Origin of the sequence: Prosthecobacter sp. (assembly GCF_044226605.1) — a bacterium.
In the GTDB taxonomy this organism is placed as follows: domain Bacteria; phylum Verrucomicrobiota; class Verrucomicrobiia; order Verrucomicrobiales; family Verrucomicrobiaceae; genus Prosthecobacter.
Genome location: NZ_JBGAGS010000018.1, coordinates 147,743 through 167,776, shown reverse-complemented (window position 1 = coordinate 167,776; position 20,034 = coordinate 147,743). Strand labels below are relative to the sequence as shown.

Sequence of the window (20,034 nt, the reverse complement as noted above, 5' to 3'; positions counted from 1 at the left end):
CATCCAGGCATGGCGGCAGCATCTGCAGTTCGCTGCGATCAGTTCCTCGAAGGTGGCTCATGCCCATCTTGTTGCGCATGAACGCCCCCGGTCAAACCGGTGAAATAGTTTTCACACAGCCTGTGTCCCCAGCCCGCCGCGCGAGGTCTGCAGCATGCTTGCCACAAGAGACCACCAACGAAGCCCACCACCCCGCGCACGCCAGCGATTGGACGTCCCGCCGCCCTACCATCGCCGCCTCCTCCTTCCACAGCACACCCTCATCCCAAACACTCCGCCTTGACTCACCGCGCGCCCGTCTCAAACCTCCATCGCATGAGAAAAAAGCGCGCACTGCTGACATCCGCTCTCATCGTCCTCCTGCTGCTGTCCATCCCCGCGCTATGGCTGGGCATTCGCTGGCAGCACTATCGCTTCCTCACAGACAGCGGCGTGGTCCATGCCTGGTCGCATGCGGACGAGGCCTGGTTCTGGCGCTGCCCGCAGCAGGTTTATCTCCAGGATCTCGACGAGACCCAAGTCACCCCCGCAGCCGTCGGCGCCGCCCTGCAGCACTATGCCAGCGTGCAGGAGATCAACTTCCGCCGAAACTCCCGCGCCTGGCTCGATGCATGCCTCTCCCGCTGGCAGGACCGCCACAGCGTGCAGAACCTGCTGGTAGTTTATAGCAGCATGCATGACGCCCACCTCGCAGGCTTCGCCGGCGCCGATCTCCACCTCGGCTGGTTCAAGGACAACTCCCTCAGCGGCGAAACCTTCCCCAGCAGTCCGCATCTCACCTCGATGGAGATCATCAGCAATCCCCTCACCGCATCCGGCCTGCGCAAAATCGCACAGCAGTGTCCGCAGCTGCAAAAGCTCTGGCTGCACGACACCCCAGTCACCGCCGATGCCGTGCGCGACTCCGGCCTCTTCCAGCTCCCCGCGCTCACCCATCTCTACATCCGAGAAATGGACGCCACCGAGGATGAGTTGAAAGCCCTGCGAAAATCCGCCGTCGCAGCCAATCCAAAGCTGCGCCTCTACCTGGACGACGAGCTGTAAAAAACGCTGCCTGCCCCGCGTGAGAATGGCGCTTGCTCCATGGAGGCCTGCACCTCAGCTCCAGTTTAAGCACCTGCCTTCCACCGCTGCGCATGCCACTCCGAGAATCGCGTCCCTCCGAGCCCACAGCAAGCGCCACATCAAGATCGATTGAAAACGGGTCCGTGTTGGACACGGAACAGCCGATGGGAGGCAGAGGCTCTATGAAAGGGGGAGAGTGATGTGGCAGCGGGCCACGCTGGAAGGAAGGATTCCAGGGACGCGCACAGCGCATTCCTACTCTCCAGCTTAGAGCATATTAAAAAATACTATAGCCACAAGAGGCAAACCAACCCATGGCGTTTTTGGCCGTGATTTTTGAGAACGCCATGGTGATGGCTTCATCAAGCTGCGCGGGCGTGCGTGCCTCCGCGCTGCGCAACAGCCCCTTGATCTTGCTCCACATCTTCTCAATCGGGTTGAGATCCGGTGAGTAGGCCGGCAGGAACCGCACTTCAGCGCCAACCGCCCTCACCAGCTCCAAAACTACGGGACTTTTGTGCACCGCGAGGTTGTCCATCACAACGATGTCGCCCTGCCGCAACGTTGGGCAGAGCACCTGGCCGATGTAAGCCACGAAGGCGGCGGTGTCGACCGCTCCAGAGAGGTGCATGCAAGCCGTGGTGCCATCGAGACGGATGGAGGAGATCATGGTGGTGCTCTGCCACCGGCCACACGGCGCTGCTGCATGCAGCCGATGACCGCGCGGAGCTCTGCCACGCAGGCGGGTCATGTTGGTCTTGGCACCGCTCTCGTCGAGAAAGACCAGCCGCCAAGGCTCTAGCCCGCCTTGCTTGCGCTTCCAGAGGCGGCGCGCTTTGCGGACGTCTTCGCGTTCTTGCTCGGCAGCGCGGAGCGTCTTTTTTTATATGTCAGCCCCATGTCCACGAGCACGTAGTGGATCGCGGGCAGGGTGCACTCCAGCCCCAATGCATCACGCAGTTCGGCCAGTGTCATGTCGGGCTTGCCCTTGAGATGCTGCCGAATGGCCATGCGGTGTGCGGCTACAATGAGCTTTTTGCGCCCGGCAAGGTGATGCCGTGGCTTGATGCATCCGGTGTGGCGCCGCTGCTGCAGGAGCTTTTTGACCATGCCAAGGGAGACCTGAAAGCGGTGCGCAATCTCATCGCGGCTGCCTTCGCCTTTGTCATAAGAACTCAGGATGCGTTCACGCAAATCAAGGGAGAGTGTGGCCATGTGCCTTCATAGCATGTCATCGCCACAATGGCTATATAATTATTTAAAATGCTCTAGAGCGTGCCACAGGGCTGGTAGGGCACCGCTGCGTCGGGGCCGAAGTTTCGGGTCTGTGACGTCGCGGGCGCTGAAAAAGGTGCGCCGTCCTTGGAGTGTGGAAAGGCGGGGCGGAGCATCTGTCACTCGCTTGGAAAACTGCGGGATGCACCAAAGCTCAAAACACCTCCAGCACCAGATAGCACCGGCCTCCGGCATTCACGCGAAAGGCCATGCCCAGCAGCCCTTGTGGGTCTCCATACCATGCCTCCGCTTGGTCCCACTCCACCGGTGGCTGCACGTAGCGATCCATCAGCCTGCGGGCCCTGAAAAAAAGTGCGGCATCATGTTCGTCCGCAAGATCGATCCGTCCCCATTCCATGCCGCCTGCGTCCGCCGCCCGCACATCCTCCGGCGCACATTCAAACACGTGATCATTTTCCCGCATGTAGCCCGTCGATCCCAGCAGCCGGCAGTGATTCACCCGCGCCACCGCACCCGCATCCACCAGCCGACCGACCGCGCGCGCCTCATGCCCCAGCACCACCCACAGCCACCAGGCCCCCACCACGGCGCAGATCGCCACCGCCGACAGCGCAAAGCACCCCGCCACGACACGTCCTTTCGTCATTTTGGCCACGCTCATTTCCCACCAAGCTGCCACCCCGTCTCCATCCCGCAAGCCCCGCGTGACACAGCGGGCCCAGGCTTTGTGGCGGGTATGGCGGGCTGTCCCCAGCCCGCCGCGCGAGGTCTGCATCATGCACGCCACAAGAGACCACCAACGAAGCCCATCACCCTTCGCCCGACGGCGGTTGGAGGACCAACCGACCTACCACTGCCTGCCACAAGATGGTAGGGGGGCTGTCCCCAGCCCGCCGCATGAGGTCTTCATCATGCTCACTGCAAAAGACCACCAACGAAGCCCACCACCCCGCGCCCGACCGCGGTTGGGGCGGACCAACCGCCCATCGCCAACCACCGCCGTGCTGTGACCGCGCATTCGCTGACGCCGCTGTCAGTTCCTGGCAAGCCAGCGGCGTGGTTCGAAACGAGGAAGCTGGAGGCATGCACGCAGGCTGCTGCGGACTCAATCACGCACGCCAGATGAATCTCCGCCCGTCACCGGCAGCTCCGCGTCAATCTCTCCCGCCCTCATCCTCATCGCCAGCCACACGGGGATGTGGCTGAGCGGCGCGTCTGTGCACTTCAGCGTGGAAAGTTTCGCCAGCTGCGCCAGCGGCTGCAGATCGCGCACCTGCGTGTGAGAGCAATCCAGCGAAGTCAGTGCGCCGAGTTCACCCAGCGGCTGCAGATCGTGGACCGCCGTCCAGGAGCAATTCAGCTTCGCCAGCGCGCTCAGCCGCGCAAGAGGCCCGAGATTGCTCACCTGCGTAGCGGAACAGTTCAGCGTGGCCAGCTGCCCCAGCTGCGCCAGTGGCTGCAGATCACGGACGAATGTGCAGGGCAGATCCAGCTTCCTCAGCTGGGTGAGCTGCGCGAGTGGTTGCAGATCGCTGACATGGGTGGACATGCAGTTCAGCTCGGTCAGCGCCTTGAGCTGCGCCAGTGGCTGCAGATCGCTGATCTGACAGTGGGCGCAATCCAGCACGGTCAGCGCAGTCAGCTGCGCCAGCGGCCGCAGATCGCGCACTTTGGCGCATTGGCAGATGAGATGGGTCAGCGCAAAGAGCTGTGACAGAGGCCCCAGATCGCTGACCCCCATGCAGCAGCAGCGCAGCAGGGTCAGCCGGCGGAGCGCGGCGAGCGGCTGAAGATCACGCACCTGCGTCATGTGGCAGTCCACATGGGTCAGCGCGCTGAGCTGCGCCAGCGGCTGCAGATCGCTGATCTGAGTGTAGGCAAAATAGACTTCCTCGAGCTGGGGCAGAGCTTCGATGCCGGCAAGGCCCCTTTGCAAATCGTTCGTTTGCAAATGCTGCGCCGCCTCGCGCCACTCGTTGCTGCGCGAGTCATACCAGGCGCTCGAAAGGTTCAGCACCCGCAGATGTGTCAGCCTCTTCAGCTCAGGTGGCAGCTCCATCAGACCCAGCTCGCCCAGGTCCAGGACACCCGTGCGCGCCTCCGCTTCCTGCGCGATCAGCTTCAGGGCCAGCTCCAGTCCCTCCGGATTGTAGGGCAGCACGTAGTCCAGCTGTCCCGACCTGACACGCTCCACCAGCCAGTCAGGATGAATGCCGACCTGACTTTTAAAGGCTTCGAAGCTCCTCAGTGCCGTGAGCCGGGCCAGCGGCTCGAGGTTGCTGATCGGAGTCCTGGCGCAGTTCAGACGTGTGAGTGCGGTCAGCCCGGAGATCGGCCGCAGGTCGCTGATCTGCGTGTGGTTGCACAGCAGCTCCGTCAGTCTGGAAAGATGCGCTAGTGGCTGCAAGTCGCTGACTTGAGTCTGGGCACAGTCCAGTTTTTCCAGCGCGGTGAGCCGGGCCACGGGTTGCAGGTCACGGATTTGCGTGCGGTGGCAGATCAGCTCCGTGAGTTTGGAAAGCTGCGCCAGGGGCTGCAAGTCGCTGACCTGAGTCTGGGCGCAGTCCAGTTTTTCCAGCGCGGTGAGCTGAGCCAGCGGCTGCAAATCGCTGATCCGGGTGAAGCTGCAATCCAGCGTGCTCAGTGCCGTGAGCTGCGCGAGAGGCTGCAGGTCGCTGACGAAAGTGTGGGCGCAGCGCAGGTCCGTCAGTGCGGTGAGCTGAGCCAGCGGTTGCAGATCGCTGATCCGATTATCGGAGCAGTCGAGCATGGTCAGCGCATGGAGCTGTGCCAATGGCTGCAGATGTGTGAGCTGTGTCCCGTTGCAGCGCAGTTCGCTTAGCGCGGAGAGTTGCGCCAGCGGCGTGAGGTCACTGACCTGCGTGTTCGTGAAGTCGAAATCCGTCAGCGCGGTGAGCTGCGCCAGCGGCTGCAGATCGCTGATGAAAGTGTCGTTGCAAACCAGTGTGTGCAGCGCCGCGAGCCCGGCCAGCGGCTGCAGATCGCTGATGCCCGTGGCGGAGCAATGCAGCAGACGCAAGGCCGCAAGCCCCGCCAGCGGCTGGAGATCGCTGACATCCGTAGCGGAGCAATCCAGTGTGGTCAGCGTCTTGATCTGCGCGAGAGGCTCCAGCGAGCTGATCCGGTTTTTCGGGCAGATCAGCATGGCCAGGGCGGGCAGCTTCGCCAGCGGTGAGAGATCGCTGATCTGGCAGCTGGCGCAATCCAGCAAGGCAAGCGTGGCCAGCTGCGCCAGCGGCTGCAGATCGCTGAGCCTTGTGTGGGAACAATAAAGCTCCGTGAGGTTTGTCAGCGCGCCGAGTTCTTCCCAGCCCTGCTGCAAATCATTCATGCCGAAGCCATGCTTTTCCTTTGGCCATGTTGTGTCCTCGGTTTCAAAAAAGCCGCGGCCCAGATGCAGCACGCGCAGATGCCTCAGCTCCCGCAGTTCCTGCGGCGCAGCCACCAGTCCCAGCCCGCTCAGATCCAGCACCCCCGTGCGCGCTCCCGCCTCTCGTGCGATCAATTCGCGCGCGACGGCCAGACCTTCAGGATGGGATGCTGACGACATCAGTTTTGCCGCCCACCAACGGGCAGACCCGCTGATCGGTCAAGTCCACCCCAGAGCCCGATACTTCGACTCAAGGCACAAGCCTTCGACTCAAGGCACAAGCCTTCGACTTCTCCGCCACGTCCGCCCCTCCGCGGCCAGGTCGCGGACCCCTCAAGCCTTCAAACGAAATGACGCCTGACACTTCGCTGCGCAACCTCCGGAAACAGTTTTGGGTATGAGAGCTTTTGTCAATGCTGCCAGGGACTCATCGTCCCCGCTGCCGACCCTATCGACCCTATCGAACAAACCGAGGTCAGGCGTGAAGCGGAACCCGCATCCGATTTGCCATGACCGCACGAGGCGGAGCTACCCCCTGCGGCATTTGTCAGCTCGTGGTCGGTCTTCATTTCACGGAAAGCCACGGCGGCTCAGGCGTGGAAGCGGCTCAAGTGATCCAAAAGTTCCACACCCGCACTCCCATCTCTTTCCCATCCCGCTACCTCGGAATGCCAAACCGGTCCCGCAGCGCCTTGGTTCGGTTCAGCCAGCCTTTGAGGTATTTTTTAAAGCGGTCCTGCTGGGCCAGCCTTTGGTAGTATCCTTCCTGCAGACCCAGGAAGACACTCGCGTTCCCTTTGGCCACACCATGAAATCCGTTTGCGCGGCCCTTGCCCATGTTTACCGCGCAGTTGAAAAACACCTCCGCATACGGCCGTGGCAGGCCGGGGCAGCCGTCGTCCTTCCACTCCTCCCAGTAGATCGCCAGGGCCAGCTCCTCCGTCAGGTTTTTGATGTCCACATTCGGATGGCTGCGCTGGTCGATCCCAAACTTCGTCGCGCCGCCGGGATCATCCGGATCATTCTCAAACGTCCGCCCCTCCCACGCAAAGATGAACGGCATGAACGTGCGAAACGTCTCGCTGGAGTCCCCTGGCGGCGGCGCCTTCAGCGCGGAGTCGCCCGGCTTCTCCCGCTTCGCGGAACTCGGCGGCAGCGGCGGCGCCTGGCGGGTGATCAGCACCTCCGTGATCGTCTTCTTCGGATCCGTGTCCAGGCCCAGCGCCACCTCCTCATAGCTCACCGCATCCTGATTCATCAGAATGTCCGAGGCAAAAGTCAGGAACGCCTCCCGGATATCCGCCTTGTCCTTCGCCGTCGTGGCCGCCGCGAGATCACTGTCACGCGCGCCCTTCGGCACCTCCGTGCACACCAGACGGGGCATTTTGGACACATCCTCGGACAATTCCGTCGTCACCCGGTTGATGGCGTCGCCACCCAGCTTGAAGGACGTCATGCCCAGCACTTCGTGGTTCAGGTGTTCCAGGGCATTCAGAGCGTTGCTGAAATCTTCCAGCGTGGCAACGGCTTTGAGATTGATAATGTCAGGCATAAGTCCTCGTGGGTTGAGTTGGGTTTGGAGAGAGCAAAAAGTTAAACCTAAACGCGAATGAAAGCGCAGGCGTCAAAGTGGGGGGAAGGGGGGCGACGGGTGGGATGCGGGCCGTGAACACAGGCCTTCAGGCGCATGGCGTCGTTGTTGCCGGCGGGGTTGTTCCCTGAGGGAGGGAGGGCGGGTTCACTGGCTTCGGCGCATGCATGTTCACGCTCTCAGACAGCGCTTTTTGTTCCGCCGGCGTCGCCACTTTTTCGTAGTAGGCCTGGATGTCCACAAAGCCAGGCGGAGCCCCTCCGGCGCCCTTGATCTTGCCCGTCAAATTGGCGTCCTTTATCACCGCCGCCCACTTCTTGTTCTTTTCCTCCGGGGTAGGGTTGGTCATCGAGTCACGCACCCTTTGCATCCCTTCCGCAAACTCCTCCAGGCTCGGCAGCCGCGTGTTGAAATCATCACGCGCCTTCTTCGCCGCCGCCATCTCCGCCGCACTCACCTCCTTCATCCGGTTCAGCTCCAGCTGAGATGCCAGCAGCCGCGCCTCCGCCGCCGATCTCCGTGGCGCGCCCGTCAGAGACGCCGCCTGGATGTTGTTTGGCGGCAGCGCCCCCGGCTTCAGCGTCGGCACCGCGCCCTCCGGCGTCATCGGCTCGCTCGCCTGCTCCAGATCATGCGGAGAAGGCAGCCTGCCCGCCAGCAGCATCTCCACAATTTGAATGTTCGCCATCGTCACATTCGCCAGCGTCCAGCCATTGGGAGACAGCAGGTGCTCGTCCACCGCATTCAGATTGTACGCGCGGAAATCCTTCATCGCATAGCGGATCCGCTGGGACGCCTCCAGGTACGCCGTCGCGCGCGCCTTCGAGTCAAAGATCTTGCGCAGCTCCACAATGCCCAGCCCCGTGAGCCCCAGCACGCCCAGGCTGTGCTTGCTGATCGACCACGTCTGCGAAGCCGCCGTCACCGCCGCCGTGCCCGCCAGCGCCGTGTCAGACGCCTCCCGCGTAAAGCGCCCGCCCGTCGCCCGCGCCTGAAAAATCGAGGCCACGCTGTTCGCGTAGTTAAACGCCAGCGCATCCGAAAGCTTCGCGTCCTGCGTCGCCCCCTGATACTCCTTCGTCTTCCTGCGCTGGCTCTGCGAATACGAGACAAACGTCCCCGGCATGGTGCATGCGCTGAAAGCAAGGCTGCCCAGCAGCGCCAGATGAAGAAGACGGAAGGAGTGGATCATGGCGGGTGAAAAGTGCGCGGCATGCGGATGATCAAAAACACAGGACGTCCATGCCGTGAATGAATGCTCAGGTTTAAAACAAATCCCCCCATGCACGCAATCACGATCTGGGAGTGACTTAAAAAATAAATGAATCACTCACTCCGTGCCGTCCCGGCAAACTCCGCATTGGACCGCGCCATGCACCCCCGTGCCCCGCCCTCACGCAGGCGATGCCCTCAAAGCACAAGCCCCAACTGGGAGCGCCGGTTTTTAAACGGCCCCGGCCACCATTCCTGCCCCGCATCGAGTGCATCAAGCTACCACGGCGTGCCGCCCCAAGAGGCAACATAGCAGCCGCAAAAATAGCACCCGATGAATCCGCCAAAAAACCAGCGCCCGTTTTTTTCGTACGTTTGGTGTTTTCTGCGGCCAGAGTGACAAAGCAAAATAACCACAAAGATCCTTTAAACGATTCGCTTGTATCTTAAAAGCTATTTTGATAACCTCATCGATCTAACTCGTGAGTGCTTCCTTACCGGCCCGAATTCCACGCCTTGAGTCAATGACACTCACAGGCACACCGTCGCCGGCTTTCCCATCAGGCGCTTTCTCCTTTTCTCTCTCCTCCTCCGTCACCACCACACTCATCCCCATCACACCATGATCACAGTCAAAGCCTTTGCCAACAATGACGACATCCTCCTGGCCTGGCAGCCCGCACCGTTTCCTGAAGAATGGGTGGGCTTTCAGATCGAGCGGCGCGATGAGCTCACCCAGCAGGTCACCCTTCTTCCAAATCGCATCCCTCCGCAGCCCGGTGAAAAGCCCGTGGACAAAGACGGCATCTCCTCCAGCCTCTCGCCCATTCGCCGCTGCCTCTGGACGGACCACAGCGTCGTCGGCGCAGACAAGATCTCCTACCGCATCACCCCCATGACCGAGGGCGCTGACGGCACCTTCACCGCAGTGGCCGCCGCAGCCTCCGAGTGGACCACACCGCTCACCGCCAGCGCAGACGCCGGAGACGGACTCAGCGCCTGCTTCAATCGCGGCACCCTCATGTCCCAGGTCGTCAGCCGCTTCGTGAATGGCGATGTCTCAGACGCCTCCATCCGCAAATTTTTGCAGGACCTCTCCACCCCCGCCTTCCCCGCACGCCGCTACCTTTCCGGCGATGCCCTGCCCGCCATCATCAGCTTTCTGCACGATGCCGACCAGCGCGGCAGCACCATCCACCTGGCCATTTATGAAATAAACGACCATCAACTGGTAGACGCGCTCAAGCCCTTCCGCGCACGCGGCCACGTCCTCCTCGGCAATGGCGGCGCCACAGAGCCATGGGTCGCGCAGGAGCTCACCGCCGCCGGCCTCGAAATCCGCCACCGCGATCTCTCCCATAGCGGCAAATCCTCGCCCAGCGTGCACAATAAATTCCTGGTCGAGTCAGACGCCGGCGGCACCGCCCTGCGCGTCCTCACCGGCAGCACCAACTGGACCACCACCGGCCTCTGCACCCAGCTCAACAACGTCCTCGTCCTCCAGCGCCCCGTCATCGCCGCACGCTTCCTCGACCAGTGGGGCAAGCTCGTCGCCGCAGGAGACGACATGACGCCCGCGCTCGTCCAGTCCAACAAAACCCCCACCACCGACAAGGAAGTGTCCCTCTTCTTTGCCGCCACCAAAGACCAGCCTGAATTCACGGCCGTCCGCGCGCTCATCGCCGGCGCAAAGCAGGGCGCGCTCTTCCTCATGTTCACCCCCGGCCAGTCCCCGCTCCTCTCAGACCTGCTCGATCGCGCGCAAACAAACGACATCTATGTGCGCGGCGTCGTCTCCAGCATCAATCCGCCCAAAAGCGAAGGGCAGATGGGCAGCGTCGAAGGGGCCGTCGTCAAATCCGGATCGCCCAAGGAGTCGTTTCACAGAGATGTGATCCTGCCAGGCGGCATCAGCGAAAAAAATCAGCCCTCTTTCCAGGAAACCGAGTTCACCGTGAAAGAAATGCAGGCCGCGCACATGATCGCCATCGTGCACTCGAAGGTCATCGTCATTGATCCCTTCTCTCCCGACTGCGCCGTCGTCACCGGCTCGCACAATTTCTCCCCCAGTGCCGCAGATAACAACGACGAGAACCTCATCATCATCCGAGGCAATCAGCCGCTCGCCCAGGCCTACGCCCTGCACATCAATGGCGTCTACGACCACTACTCATGGCGCGCCTTTTTGCACAGCGGCGGAAATGCCGGCCAGATCTTCAAACCACTCGACGGCTGGAGGCCTGGCGGCGCCCGTGCCCAGGAGCTCTCCTTCTGGATGGGCGGCCCCGCCGCAGGCCCCGGCAGCAGCAAGTCCGCCAAGAAAAAAGCCTCCCCATCTGCGGCCTCCGCAGGCAAAAGCACAGCCACCAAAAAGCCCAAAAAATCCGCCACCAGCACCGCCGCAAAAAAAGCCCCCCCCGCAAAGGCCAGCAAGAGTCCGGTGAAGAAAAAAGCCGTCTCCGCGAAGGCCACAACAAAGGTGGCCTCAAAGCCCCAAGCCACGGCCAAGCCCAAGACCACCGCAGCGAAGTCTAAGAAGGCTCCCGTGAAGAAAAAAGCCGCTCCCGCAAAGCCCAGCAAGGCTCCCGTGAAGAAAAAAGCCGCTCCCGCAAAGCCCAGCAAGGCTCCCGTGAAGAAAAAAGCCGCTCCCGCAAAGCCCAGCAAGGCTCCCGTGAAGAAAAAAGCCGCCCCCGCAAAGTCCAAGAAGGCTCCCGTGAAGAAAAAAGCCGCCCCCGCAAAATCCAGCAAGGCTCCCGTGAAGAAAAAAGCCGCCACACCGAAGTCCAAAAAAGCGCCCACAAAATCCAAGCCCAAGCCCCCCGTAAAATAACGCACTTCAGCCACCGCGAAGACCACCGCACCCCGGAAGGACCCCGGCCCGCCTTTGAAACAAAGAGGTGCAATGAGTGCCCGCTACTCCCCAGCACCCGCAGGCTCACCGTACGACAGACACTCTTGTCTGTCGATCAGCGCTCCCTTATCGCCCCGACCCACACCTTACCAAAGACCTACCCAATAGGCTGACGTTCTCACATCGAAGGCCAGCAAACCCAGTTTACCCTTCGCAGCTTGAGCGAAGAAAGCGCGCCATCTCCGCACACCGCGTTCCCCGGCAGCGCCGTCACGTCATCCCGCCGCAGCAGTGCGCAGCGCATGCTCCAAGGCTCCCGGTTTCAAACTTCACAGCATCCCATTCGCGTCAGTCGATGGCGCAATTCACCATCAATGGGGTTTTACCACCGCCGCCGCCGCCGCAGCAGCAGCAGCAGCACCTGCCGCGGCACCGGCCGCCGCTCCCACCGCGGCGTGATCCGGCTCGGTTTTGTCCTTCGGGTCTTCCTTCTTGGTGCCCAGAGACTTCTCATCCGGCGCACGGCCATTGGCGCGCAGGTTCATCACCCGCTGCAGCAGGTCAAACCAAAACGGTGCCCCCAGCGAGGCCGCCAGCGCCATCAGCCCCCAGCCGCACATCGCCTGCATCAGCACCCTCCAGTTCCACTCACGAGGGCTTTTCACATTGTGGGTCCAGCTTCCCCAGTCCTCGACCGCCGGATTGATGAAGATGCCGAATTCCTTGCGCATGTCCGGCTCCCATCCCATCGGGATGCCGGTCTTTTTCAGCTGGTCCAGGTCGCTTCGAAAGTCCGCCAGCGCGCCATCCCAGTTTTCCGCGTCCTCCACCTCCTTGATCGCGTCCGCGAGCTTTTTGGGATCCGCCGCCTTCATGGCAGCGTCCAGCGCCTCCTGCGCCGCTTTCACCGCCGGCTCCATCTTGGCAGGGTCGGCACGCGCAGCCTTCGCTTTCTCAGCATCCGCCTTCTCCGCCGCAGTCCAGGCCTCGTCCAGCTGCTTCTTCGCATTCAGCAACTTCTCGGGCTTCATGGCCTCTTCCACCTGCTGCTTGTTCGCCTTGGCGCTCGCGATCTTGTCTTCCTTCACCTTCCGTGCCGCGTCGATCACCTCCTTCGAAGCCGGGGCCTTTTCAGACTTCGCGTATTTCTCCGCCTGCGCCGCCACCGCCTGCGCCAGATTGGGGTTTGTGGACAGCGCACGAATGATGCGCAGGGCGTCCACATTGCACACGATGGCCAGGATGAAGCCCAGCACGAGCAGCCACGTCTGCGCGTGGCGTTTGTACCAGCCCGTCACCCGGTCCATGTTCAGGTTGAACCACTCCTCCACCGCCTCCTGAAATTTTTCCACGTTCCCCTCCGCGGAGCGCAGCAGCGCGGCCAGGCTCTTCTTCAGGTCCTCCTGATCTACGTCCCGAATCGCCGCCGCCAGCTCCGTTTCGGTGGGCGGGGCTGTCCTCAGCGCACCGGTGCCATCCTCACTGATCGAAGGCACCAGCAGATCCAGCAGCGCCTTGGAAAACGCACCCGCCTCGATGTAGGACGGGTCCGACTCCCCCTTTGAGAGCGAGAATACCAGAGGATGCTTGAAAATGCTCTGCACATTGATGCTTTTTTTCTTCTGTGGCAAATTTGTGGACGTCATTCCTGCCGGTGCGGCAGGTGCGGCAGGTGCGGCAGGTGCGGCAGGTGCGGCAGGTGCTGCTGGTGCTGCGCCAGGTGTTGCCGGAGCGGCGGGTGCCGGCGCTTGAACTGCCGCCGCTGCAGCCCCCGGCTCCGCTTTCGCCGCCGCCGCTGCTGCCGCCGGGTCAGCTTGATCCTGCGCTGCTGCCCCAGGATCTTCGTGAACTTCCTGCGGAGCTTTGCCTTCCACTTTCTCTGCCTGGGGCTTCTCGCCCGCATTCGCTGCTTTGGCTTGCTCCTCTTTCTTCACCTGGGTCTCTTTCGCATTCGGTTTGTCTTTGGCATCCTCGGCGGCTTTCCTCGCTTCCGCTTCTTTCTTAGCCTTGGCTTGCGCCCACCCCATGCGGAGGAGCACCGCCACCGGCACTGCAATGGCAGGAACCCAGACATAGGCGCTCGTGCTTATGAACGTGGCCACCACCGGCAGGCCCAGCACCCACGCGAGCGCCCACTGCCACTCCTGGGTGCCGTACTGCAGCGCCTTGGAAAGGTAGCCGTCCACCTCCTTCGCCTGCGAATCGCTCAGCAGTTCCTTCAAGCCGAGTCTCAGAAAGTCCGCCCGTTTGTCAAAGGCCGTCAGCACCACCTCATTGAGCGCCGTGATCACAATGCTGAACAGCATGAAGACAAAAAACGTTCCAATGGCGACATCAAGGATGGCAGGCATGGCGGTGCTCCGGTGGGAAGTTAAGTCTCCTGCGGACGCATTTCATTAATAGAAACACCCGTAGGACGTAGGACCAAGCATCCATAGTTTGCACACGTCAAACAAGTATTGAAAAGCATCAGGCGAAAACTCGGCCAAATTTCACGCAATCCCATAGCTGGAAGAAAATACCATGGAAGCCGCGCCGCCGCGTCCCACAACCCACAACATCGCACCCCTCTCCGCAGCGCGAAATCCATGCAGACCCTACCACGCAAACCGTGTTGACCCCGACAAAGCAAAGTTCTGAAGGTGGCAGGATCCGCGCAGGAAATGCTTTGCCAAGGTATTGAAACTTTGAAAATGCCTGTGTTATCCTTCGTTTGATTTTAAATCAGAGTCTTAGAAACAAACTCATACCTATCAAAGATCAGCCATGCCCGCCGCCAGCAGTTCAAACGATCTTCCCAGTCTGGACACACTCAGCAAAATCATGGCAAAGACGAAGGCGGGCTGCCCGCGCAGCGAGCTCCTGAAAGAGGCCATCCGCGATCTCGCCACGCACATCCGTTCTCAAAACACCGCCTTGTTTGAAGTGGAGCCCGAGGACCCGGAGTTCATGGTGCTCGTAGCCACCATCAATTCGAGCGACACCGCCAAAAAACGCCTCGTCCTCCCCACCAAGGCAGCGCCGGGCAAAGGCATCACCTCCTGGTGCGCCAGCGAAAAAGGCCCCGGCGCGCTCAACAAAAAGGACCTCGACGCCAAGGCCGAGTATCATTCGCAAAGACCCCCGGACCACCTCGGCAAGCACGATTTGTACAGCATTCTCTGGGTGCCCCTGCGCGATGAAAAGGACAGGCTCGTTGGCCTGCTCAAGTGCGAAAACAAGCTCGGGCCGGACGGCGCACCCAGCGCCAAGGGCAGTTTCACCCCGGAGGATCTTCAGCTCGCGCTGCAGTTTCAGCAGGTCCTCATGCTTGCCCTTCTCTGGCCATATCCGGTTTCCCCCGAACAAAGCGAGGCACGCAAAATCGTGCGGCAGATCGCTCTCAAGCAGCTGAAGGACAATACAGATCCCCAGCATCTTTTTCAGATCATCCTCAGCGCCGCCGTACGCATTCTCAAAGCCGATCGCGGAGACCTCGCGTGGTGGATGGGCAAGGAGTGCGACCTCGTTTACGCCGCCGTCGAAAACGGCGCGCCGAGCTGCCCCGAGATCAAGCCCGGCGCCGTGCTCCACCCCAATTCCTTCATGCGCGCAGTCTTCAGCCGCAATGATGATTATGACCGCGACAACGAAGTGCATCTGCGCAAAGAAAACTATCTCATAGCAGACGAAAGGGTGCGCAGCGAGCTCGCCGTCCGCATTGATCTTCATGGCAATCCCGTCGGCGTCATCAATGTCGAAGCCTTCCAGGAGGAATTTTTCAATGACGGGCATATCGATGCCTTGCGCGACATCGCCCAGGCGGCCGCCATCGCCGTGCAGCAGGCGCAGTTCAACAGGCTGCTCCAGCGCGCCATGGTTTTCAGGCAGAACAAGCCGGAAAAAATCCTCCAGCCCGTCCTCGAAGGCATCCTGGAGTCATTGGGGTACGACGCCGGCCTCATCTACCGTTACGAGAGTGATTCCGAATCCCATTGGCTGCGCGTCGCCGCCTATGTGGCCGCGCCGGACATCACCGCCAACCCCGCTGAGTTCAAGCACATGCTCGACAAGCCCTCCTTTGCCAGGCAGGTCTTTGAGTTGAAAGGCAAAGGCAGTCTGACCTGCCTGCACCCCCATCAGCAAAAAGGCGCGGTGGACCAGACAGCCCTTGAGAAGTGGAAGATCAACACGCCTCTGTTCGGCTTTCCATTGAAGTTCGGCGGCAAGCGTGTGGGCTGCATCGTGCTGTGGACCATCCACCGGCAGTCGCCCCGCCACATCGTTGCGGACCAGATCATCCGCATTTTTCAACTTCTGGTGGCGGCGCGCATCTCGCAGTGGAACAAAAACGCCGACCTTCTGGAAAAAAAGACCTTCTTTGACATCCTCAGCCTCAGCGGCTCGTTCATGGTCTTCACCAAACGTGTGGAGGCGTGGGGCGCGGACGAAAAGCTGCCGGACGAAAGATGCCAGCCCCAGTCCAAGATCGTGTTCGAATGGGCCAACGACGAGTTCAAAAAGCATGTATGGGGAAAGTCCGGCCAGAACAAGTCCGGCTACATGGGGCGCCTCGAAGGCTGCACCGACTGGGATATTTTTCCCAATGAGGCGCTGTCCTATTACATGGATGACCTGGAAACCCTGCGCAGCGGCAGAATCAACAGCAAGCTCGAACACCACGTCCGGCCTTGCGATGGCGCTGTCATGCAGGTCCGCGTCTGGAAGGCCAAATTCAAAGGAGCAGACAAAAAAGTCCGCATCCTCGTCTTCTTCTGGGACCGTACAGACACCCACCGCATCGAGATGGCCAACGAGCTTTGGTCTGATGACTTTTATCACCGTGTTTCTTCATGCCTTATCCAGGTGGCCCAGTCCCTGCCCGGGCAGTCAGGGAAGGGGCCGCCTTCCGAGGCGGCGGGCGCTTTGAACAAATCTCAGCTGAAACTTTCCTACACCCAGGAACTCGTCAAACTCCTCTATGAGAAGAAGGCCGGATCTGACATCGAGATGAGTGCCTACTGCACCAACGTCGTCAAGACCGTGGCCAAAATTTACGAGTCCTCCATCTCCGGCCCCATGGTGGCGCTGGATCAGGAATATTGCCGCACCTCCTTTTCATGGCCCAAAGCACGTGCCTGCGTGCGAATTTTAGTCGAGCTCGTCTCCAATGCCTACCTGTATGCCTGGCACACCAATCACACCTCCCACGAAAAAAAGATTGTCTGCTCCCTGAAGGATGAGGACGGCGGCCACCTCCTCATCGTTTCAGACAATGGCCAGCCCTTTGATCCAGCATTCTCCACAGCGCACGACGAAAAAGGCCTTGGCATTGTCAAACGCCTGGCATCGGACAGCCTCGGCAGCCGTGGAATCACCTACGAGCGGACCTTTCACGGCACCGACCTTCCAGGCAATACCTACCGCATCCTCCTTCCGACCGGCCAGCACGTCCTGGCGCCGCCGCTCTCCCCGCCAGAGCCCGGCCACGGCCCCTGCATCCTCTTTGTCGATGATGACCCGGACGAGGCAAACTATTACATCGAAGCCCTGCGCAGGGAAAAATACCATGTGCTAGGTCCTGTCACCACCATGAACGAGGCCAAGACCATCTGGGACGCGCAGATGGCCCAGATCTCCCTCGTGGTGCTCGACATCACCCTCGGAGATGCCTGGAAGGAAGGCATCGAGCTCGCCCACTACATTCGCTCCGAACTCAAGCCCGGGTCAGACGTGCCCATCATATTCTTCACCAAGCATGGCGCCGGCCACGCCCTCACAGACGAGGCCAAGCTCATTCCCGGCACCTCCATCCTCGTCAAGCACGCCAACCGAGTCGTGGATGATCTCACCCTCGCCGTCTGTTGCCGCCTCCGCGACCGCGCGCTGGGAGACAAGCTTTTCATCTGCTACTCCGGCAAAAACAGGCAGTACATGCACCTGCTCAGAAATCATTTGCAGGCCCAGGGCATCGGCCAGGAGTTGGAGATCAAGGAATGGTCGGATGAAGACATCAGCGCCGGCGACCACTGGTACGTCGAAATCTGCAAAGCCCTGAATTCCTCCGTCGCCGCAGTGCTCCTGGTGGATTCCACCTTCATGAACTGCAAATTCATCCGTCGCAAAGAGCTCCCGCTGCTTTTAAACACCCTCAAGATTAAAGGCAAAAGCATCTTTCCCATCTTTGTTTCCGCCACAGCCACCAAGCTCGAGGGAGGTGGAGACCTCCGCACCCTGCAGTTCATGGGCGGCACGGAGAAGACAGCCCTCGCGGAGCTGGAAGGCGCGCAGCTGGAAAGCAAGCTCTACGAAATCGCCTGCCAGATCCGCGAAGACCTCAGCTGGTATCTCGGCAAGCCCCCCGACTACGCCGGTGCGCAGTGATGACAGCGCGGTGCCTCCATTCCCAAGCTCCAGTCCTCCTTCTCCCTGCCCGCCCAGATCAAAGTCTGTCAACTCCCCCTCATGCAGATGCCTGGAAGCCGCCCAGAGCACTGAGAACGCCTCTTTGCATTCGCCAGCACGGGGGGCTGGCTCGCTTGATTGCGGCCCGGCCCCGGTTGATTTCAAATGCACCGCATCGCACTGCCTGGCTAAGCCGCCAGCGCGCTTGAAGACTCCGCCGCAGGGATGTCGAAATAGTCCAGCATGAAACGGTAGATATCGTTGCCGCGCGTCTCGATAAGCGTGGTCCACTGCCTTGGGTCCAGCCATCGATCTTTGTTGGCGCGGTGCTGCTCATAGGACCCCGCCAGGTGGCTGGAGTATTTTTTGTCAGCCGGGTGCTTGTTGCTCTCACTCGAGTTCTCTCCCGGCATCAGCAGAAGCAGGTTTCCCAGGCCGTTGATCCAGCTGTCCACCTTGCCGATGAACTCTGCCTGCTCATCTATGGCGATGCTTTGCAGCGCCTCCTCAGGTGAGCTGCCTGCCTTGATGGTCTGCCAGTCCTGCGGCAGGATGTGCTCCACGGAAATGGTGCCCTTCATTACCTTGCGGATGTGTGCATCCCTGCCCGCCACCTCAGCCGGGGGCAGCTCAAACTTGTAGAGCACATACTTCATCTTTTCCAGCCACCAGCCATAGGCGCTCATCAGGATGTTTTTCTCCTTATGGATGCTCAGGTGTCTGGCAACGATGCCCTGAAGCCCGCGCGTATCAGAGCGGAACCCATCTTTCAGGTAGCGGTCCATTACAGCCTCCATGCTTTCCAGATCCGCGCCCATTTCTGCAAACAATCGGGGGAAGTTGTCACGGTAGTGCTTGCCATGGTAGGCGCCGTGGAAGTCGCGGGTGAAAAGCAGCCTCTCCCACCGCCGCAGCAGCTCATGACCGTAATGTCGCACTGCGGGCGCTGCTTCCATGGACAGGCGGCGGCAGGCGACGAGAAAAAACTGGCAGCTGAGCTTTCGCTCCAGAATCAGCACATCACCCACCAGCGGCTCTTCGCCGTCCCATTGCGGAAGTGTCTGGCTCACAATGCGTGTGGAGGCCTCCAGTTCCCGGGCAAGGTCGAGTGCGTACAGCACGCCTTCATCTTCCGTTTTCAGCATCCCCTGTTGGTTTCCGTCATAGTGGTGATGAAGCCTGTTCTCCACATGGGCGATCAGCGCATCCGCCTCCGCATTGTCCGCAGGAAAGCAGAACTCATGCTCCTGCTTCCGCTGCTCATGTTCATGGGCTTTTGGAAGTGCCTTGCTCCCATCGTCCACCACCTGCAGATGCAGTTGCAGCAGTTGCTGCATTGTCATCTGTCCGCGAAAGCTCTTCGCCGCCAGCCCCTCCTCCATGGCATAGATGCTGCCAAAGTGATCCTGAATCTTCTGCACGCGCTCCTTTTGGAGTTTCTCAGGGCTTTTATCATAGACAAACTTCATCAGCTTCGCCTTCAAGATCTCCAGCGGAGTCAGCGGAACTCCCCGCGTGTTGTGCATCTCAAAAATGTGCACTGCCACCGCCTTGTCACGCGTCCGGTGGCAGGAGCAGTGCGCCCCCAGCATCATGCGGATGTAGTCTGGAATGCATTCGCGCTTCAGACGCAGATCCTCCGGCCCGGCGTTCTTGGGTCGCACGCCTTTTTCAAAGGCCTGGTAAAAGCGCCTCAGCGCCAGCGCCATGCGCTTCTGCGAATGCGTGAACCTCTTCTGGTCCAGCCCCAGCCTCGTGCAGATGAGCTCGTCGGATGGCTGCTTGCTTTTCTCCGCCACATCGCGGTCCTGAAAATACGCCGCGAGATTTTCGCCCATGCGTGTGAACGCATCCGCATCATAGCTCACCGTCTGAAAATTCCTGATCAGCGAGAAGGCCCGCTGCACCTCGGGGTCCGGCGCCATTGCCTCTTCGTCTGCCAGAAACTGGCATACCCGCAAAAACAGCACCAGCGTTGTCAGGCGCTGCTGCCCATCCACGATCTCCCAGGGACTTTCCTGCGTATTATCCCCGCTCTCCGCAGCGTCACTCAAGGGGGCTTCCACGATGAAATGCCCAAAGTAATACTTCCGCCCCGGCGCAGCGTATTTATCCAGGTCCGATAGGAAGAGGTCCACCTGCTTCGGCTCCCACGAGTAGGCCCGCTGATAGTCCGGAACCCGAATATGCGCAGCATCATGCGCGGAGAAGAAAAGCGACTGAAAAGTTTCGGAAGTTTGGCTGGTGGTGGGCATTGAAAAAAGTAAGAAGTAAATGAACAACCTAAAACAACGTTTGCGTTCC

At 60.6% G+C, this 20,034-nt stretch carries 10 protein-coding genes and 1 pseudogene; 3 read left to right on the top strand and 8 right to left on the bottom strand.

Annotated elements, in window-relative coordinates; all coding sequences use genetic code 11:
* Nucleotides 1-315 precede the first annotated feature (315 nt).
* Nucleotides 316-1,044 (top strand): hypothetical protein, encoded by a 729-nt coding sequence (locus ACILSO_RS23645; protein ID WP_395739940.1) that lies wholly within the window; start codon nucleotides 316-318, stop codon nucleotides 1,042-1,044.
* A gap of 298 nt (nucleotides 1,045-1,342) precedes the next feature.
* Here the strand turns inward: ACILSO_RS23645 and ACILSO_RS23640 are convergent.
* From ACILSO_RS23640 to ACILSO_RS23615, 6 genes and pseudogenes are all read right to left on the bottom strand, one after another.
* Nucleotides 1,343-1,876: pseudogene (locus ACILSO_RS23640) on the bottom strand (IS630 family transposase); the annotation flags it as partial.
* A complete protein-coding gene (locus tag ACILSO_RS23635; RefSeq protein WP_395736237.1) occupies nucleotides 1,864-2,280 on the bottom strand; it encodes a hypothetical protein in 417 nt (138 codons plus the stop codon). The gene ACILSO_RS23635 and the pseudogene ACILSO_RS23640, both read right to left, overlap by 13 nt.
* Before the next feature lie 214 nt (nucleotides 2,281-2,494).
* Nucleotides 2,495-2,947: a hypothetical protein gene (locus ACILSO_RS23630; RefSeq protein WP_395739939.1), complete on the bottom strand. Its 453-nt coding sequence runs from the start codon at nucleotides 2,945-2,947 to the stop codon at nucleotides 2,495-2,497.
* A gap of 459 nt (nucleotides 2,948-3,406) precedes the next feature.
* On the bottom strand, nucleotides 3,407-5,872 hold the full coding sequence (locus ACILSO_RS23625; RefSeq protein ID WP_395739938.1) for a leucine-rich repeat domain-containing protein: 2,466 nt from the start codon (nucleotides 5,870-5,872) through the stop codon (nucleotides 3,407-3,409).
* A 478-nt stretch (nucleotides 5,873-6,350) separates the two neighbouring features.
* Complete coding sequence (locus tag ACILSO_RS23620; protein ID WP_395739937.1) at nucleotides 6,351-7,244, bottom strand: glycosyl hydrolase 108 family protein; 894 nt, start codon at nucleotides 7,242-7,244, stop codon at nucleotides 6,351-6,353.
* 127 nt (nucleotides 7,245-7,371) lie between these two features.
* The gene (locus ACILSO_RS23615) at nucleotides 7,372-8,475 is read right to left on the bottom strand and encodes a hypothetical protein (protein WP_395739936.1); all 1,104 of its coding nucleotides are present in this window, start codon (nucleotides 8,473-8,475) and stop codon (nucleotides 7,372-7,374) included.
* Between the two features lie 642 nt (nucleotides 8,476-9,117).
* Between ACILSO_RS23615 and ACILSO_RS23610 the strand changes: the two genes are divergently transcribed.
* Nucleotides 9,118-11,325 (top strand): phospholipase D-like domain-containing protein, encoded by a 2,208-nt coding sequence (locus tag ACILSO_RS23610; protein ID WP_395739935.1) that lies wholly within the window; start codon nucleotides 9,118-9,120, stop codon nucleotides 11,323-11,325.
* A gap of 392 nt (nucleotides 11,326-11,717) precedes the next feature.
* Here the strand turns inward: ACILSO_RS23610 and ACILSO_RS23605 are convergent, their stop codons facing one another.
* Nucleotides 11,718-13,697, bottom strand: coding sequence for a hypothetical protein (locus ACILSO_RS23605; RefSeq protein WP_395739934.1), 1,980 nt, complete (start codon nucleotides 13,695-13,697; stop codon nucleotides 11,718-11,720).
* Nucleotides 13,698-14,112: 415 nt separating this feature from the next.
* Here ACILSO_RS23605 and ACILSO_RS23600 point away from each other — a divergent pair, with 415 nt between their 5' ends.
* Nucleotides 14,113-17,709, top strand: a complete 3,597-nt coding sequence (locus tag ACILSO_RS23600; RefSeq protein ID WP_395739933.1) for a GAF domain-containing protein — start codon at nucleotides 14,113-14,115, stop codon at nucleotides 17,707-17,709.
* A gap of 209 nt (nucleotides 17,710-17,918) precedes the next feature.
* Here the strand turns inward: ACILSO_RS23600 and ACILSO_RS23595 are convergent, their stop codons facing one another.
* Nucleotides 17,919-19,985 (bottom strand): DUF262 domain-containing protein, encoded by a 2,067-nt coding sequence (locus ACILSO_RS23595; RefSeq protein ID WP_395739932.1) that lies wholly within the window; start codon nucleotides 19,983-19,985, stop codon nucleotides 17,919-17,921.
* Nucleotides 19,986-20,034: the final 49 nt, after the last annotated feature.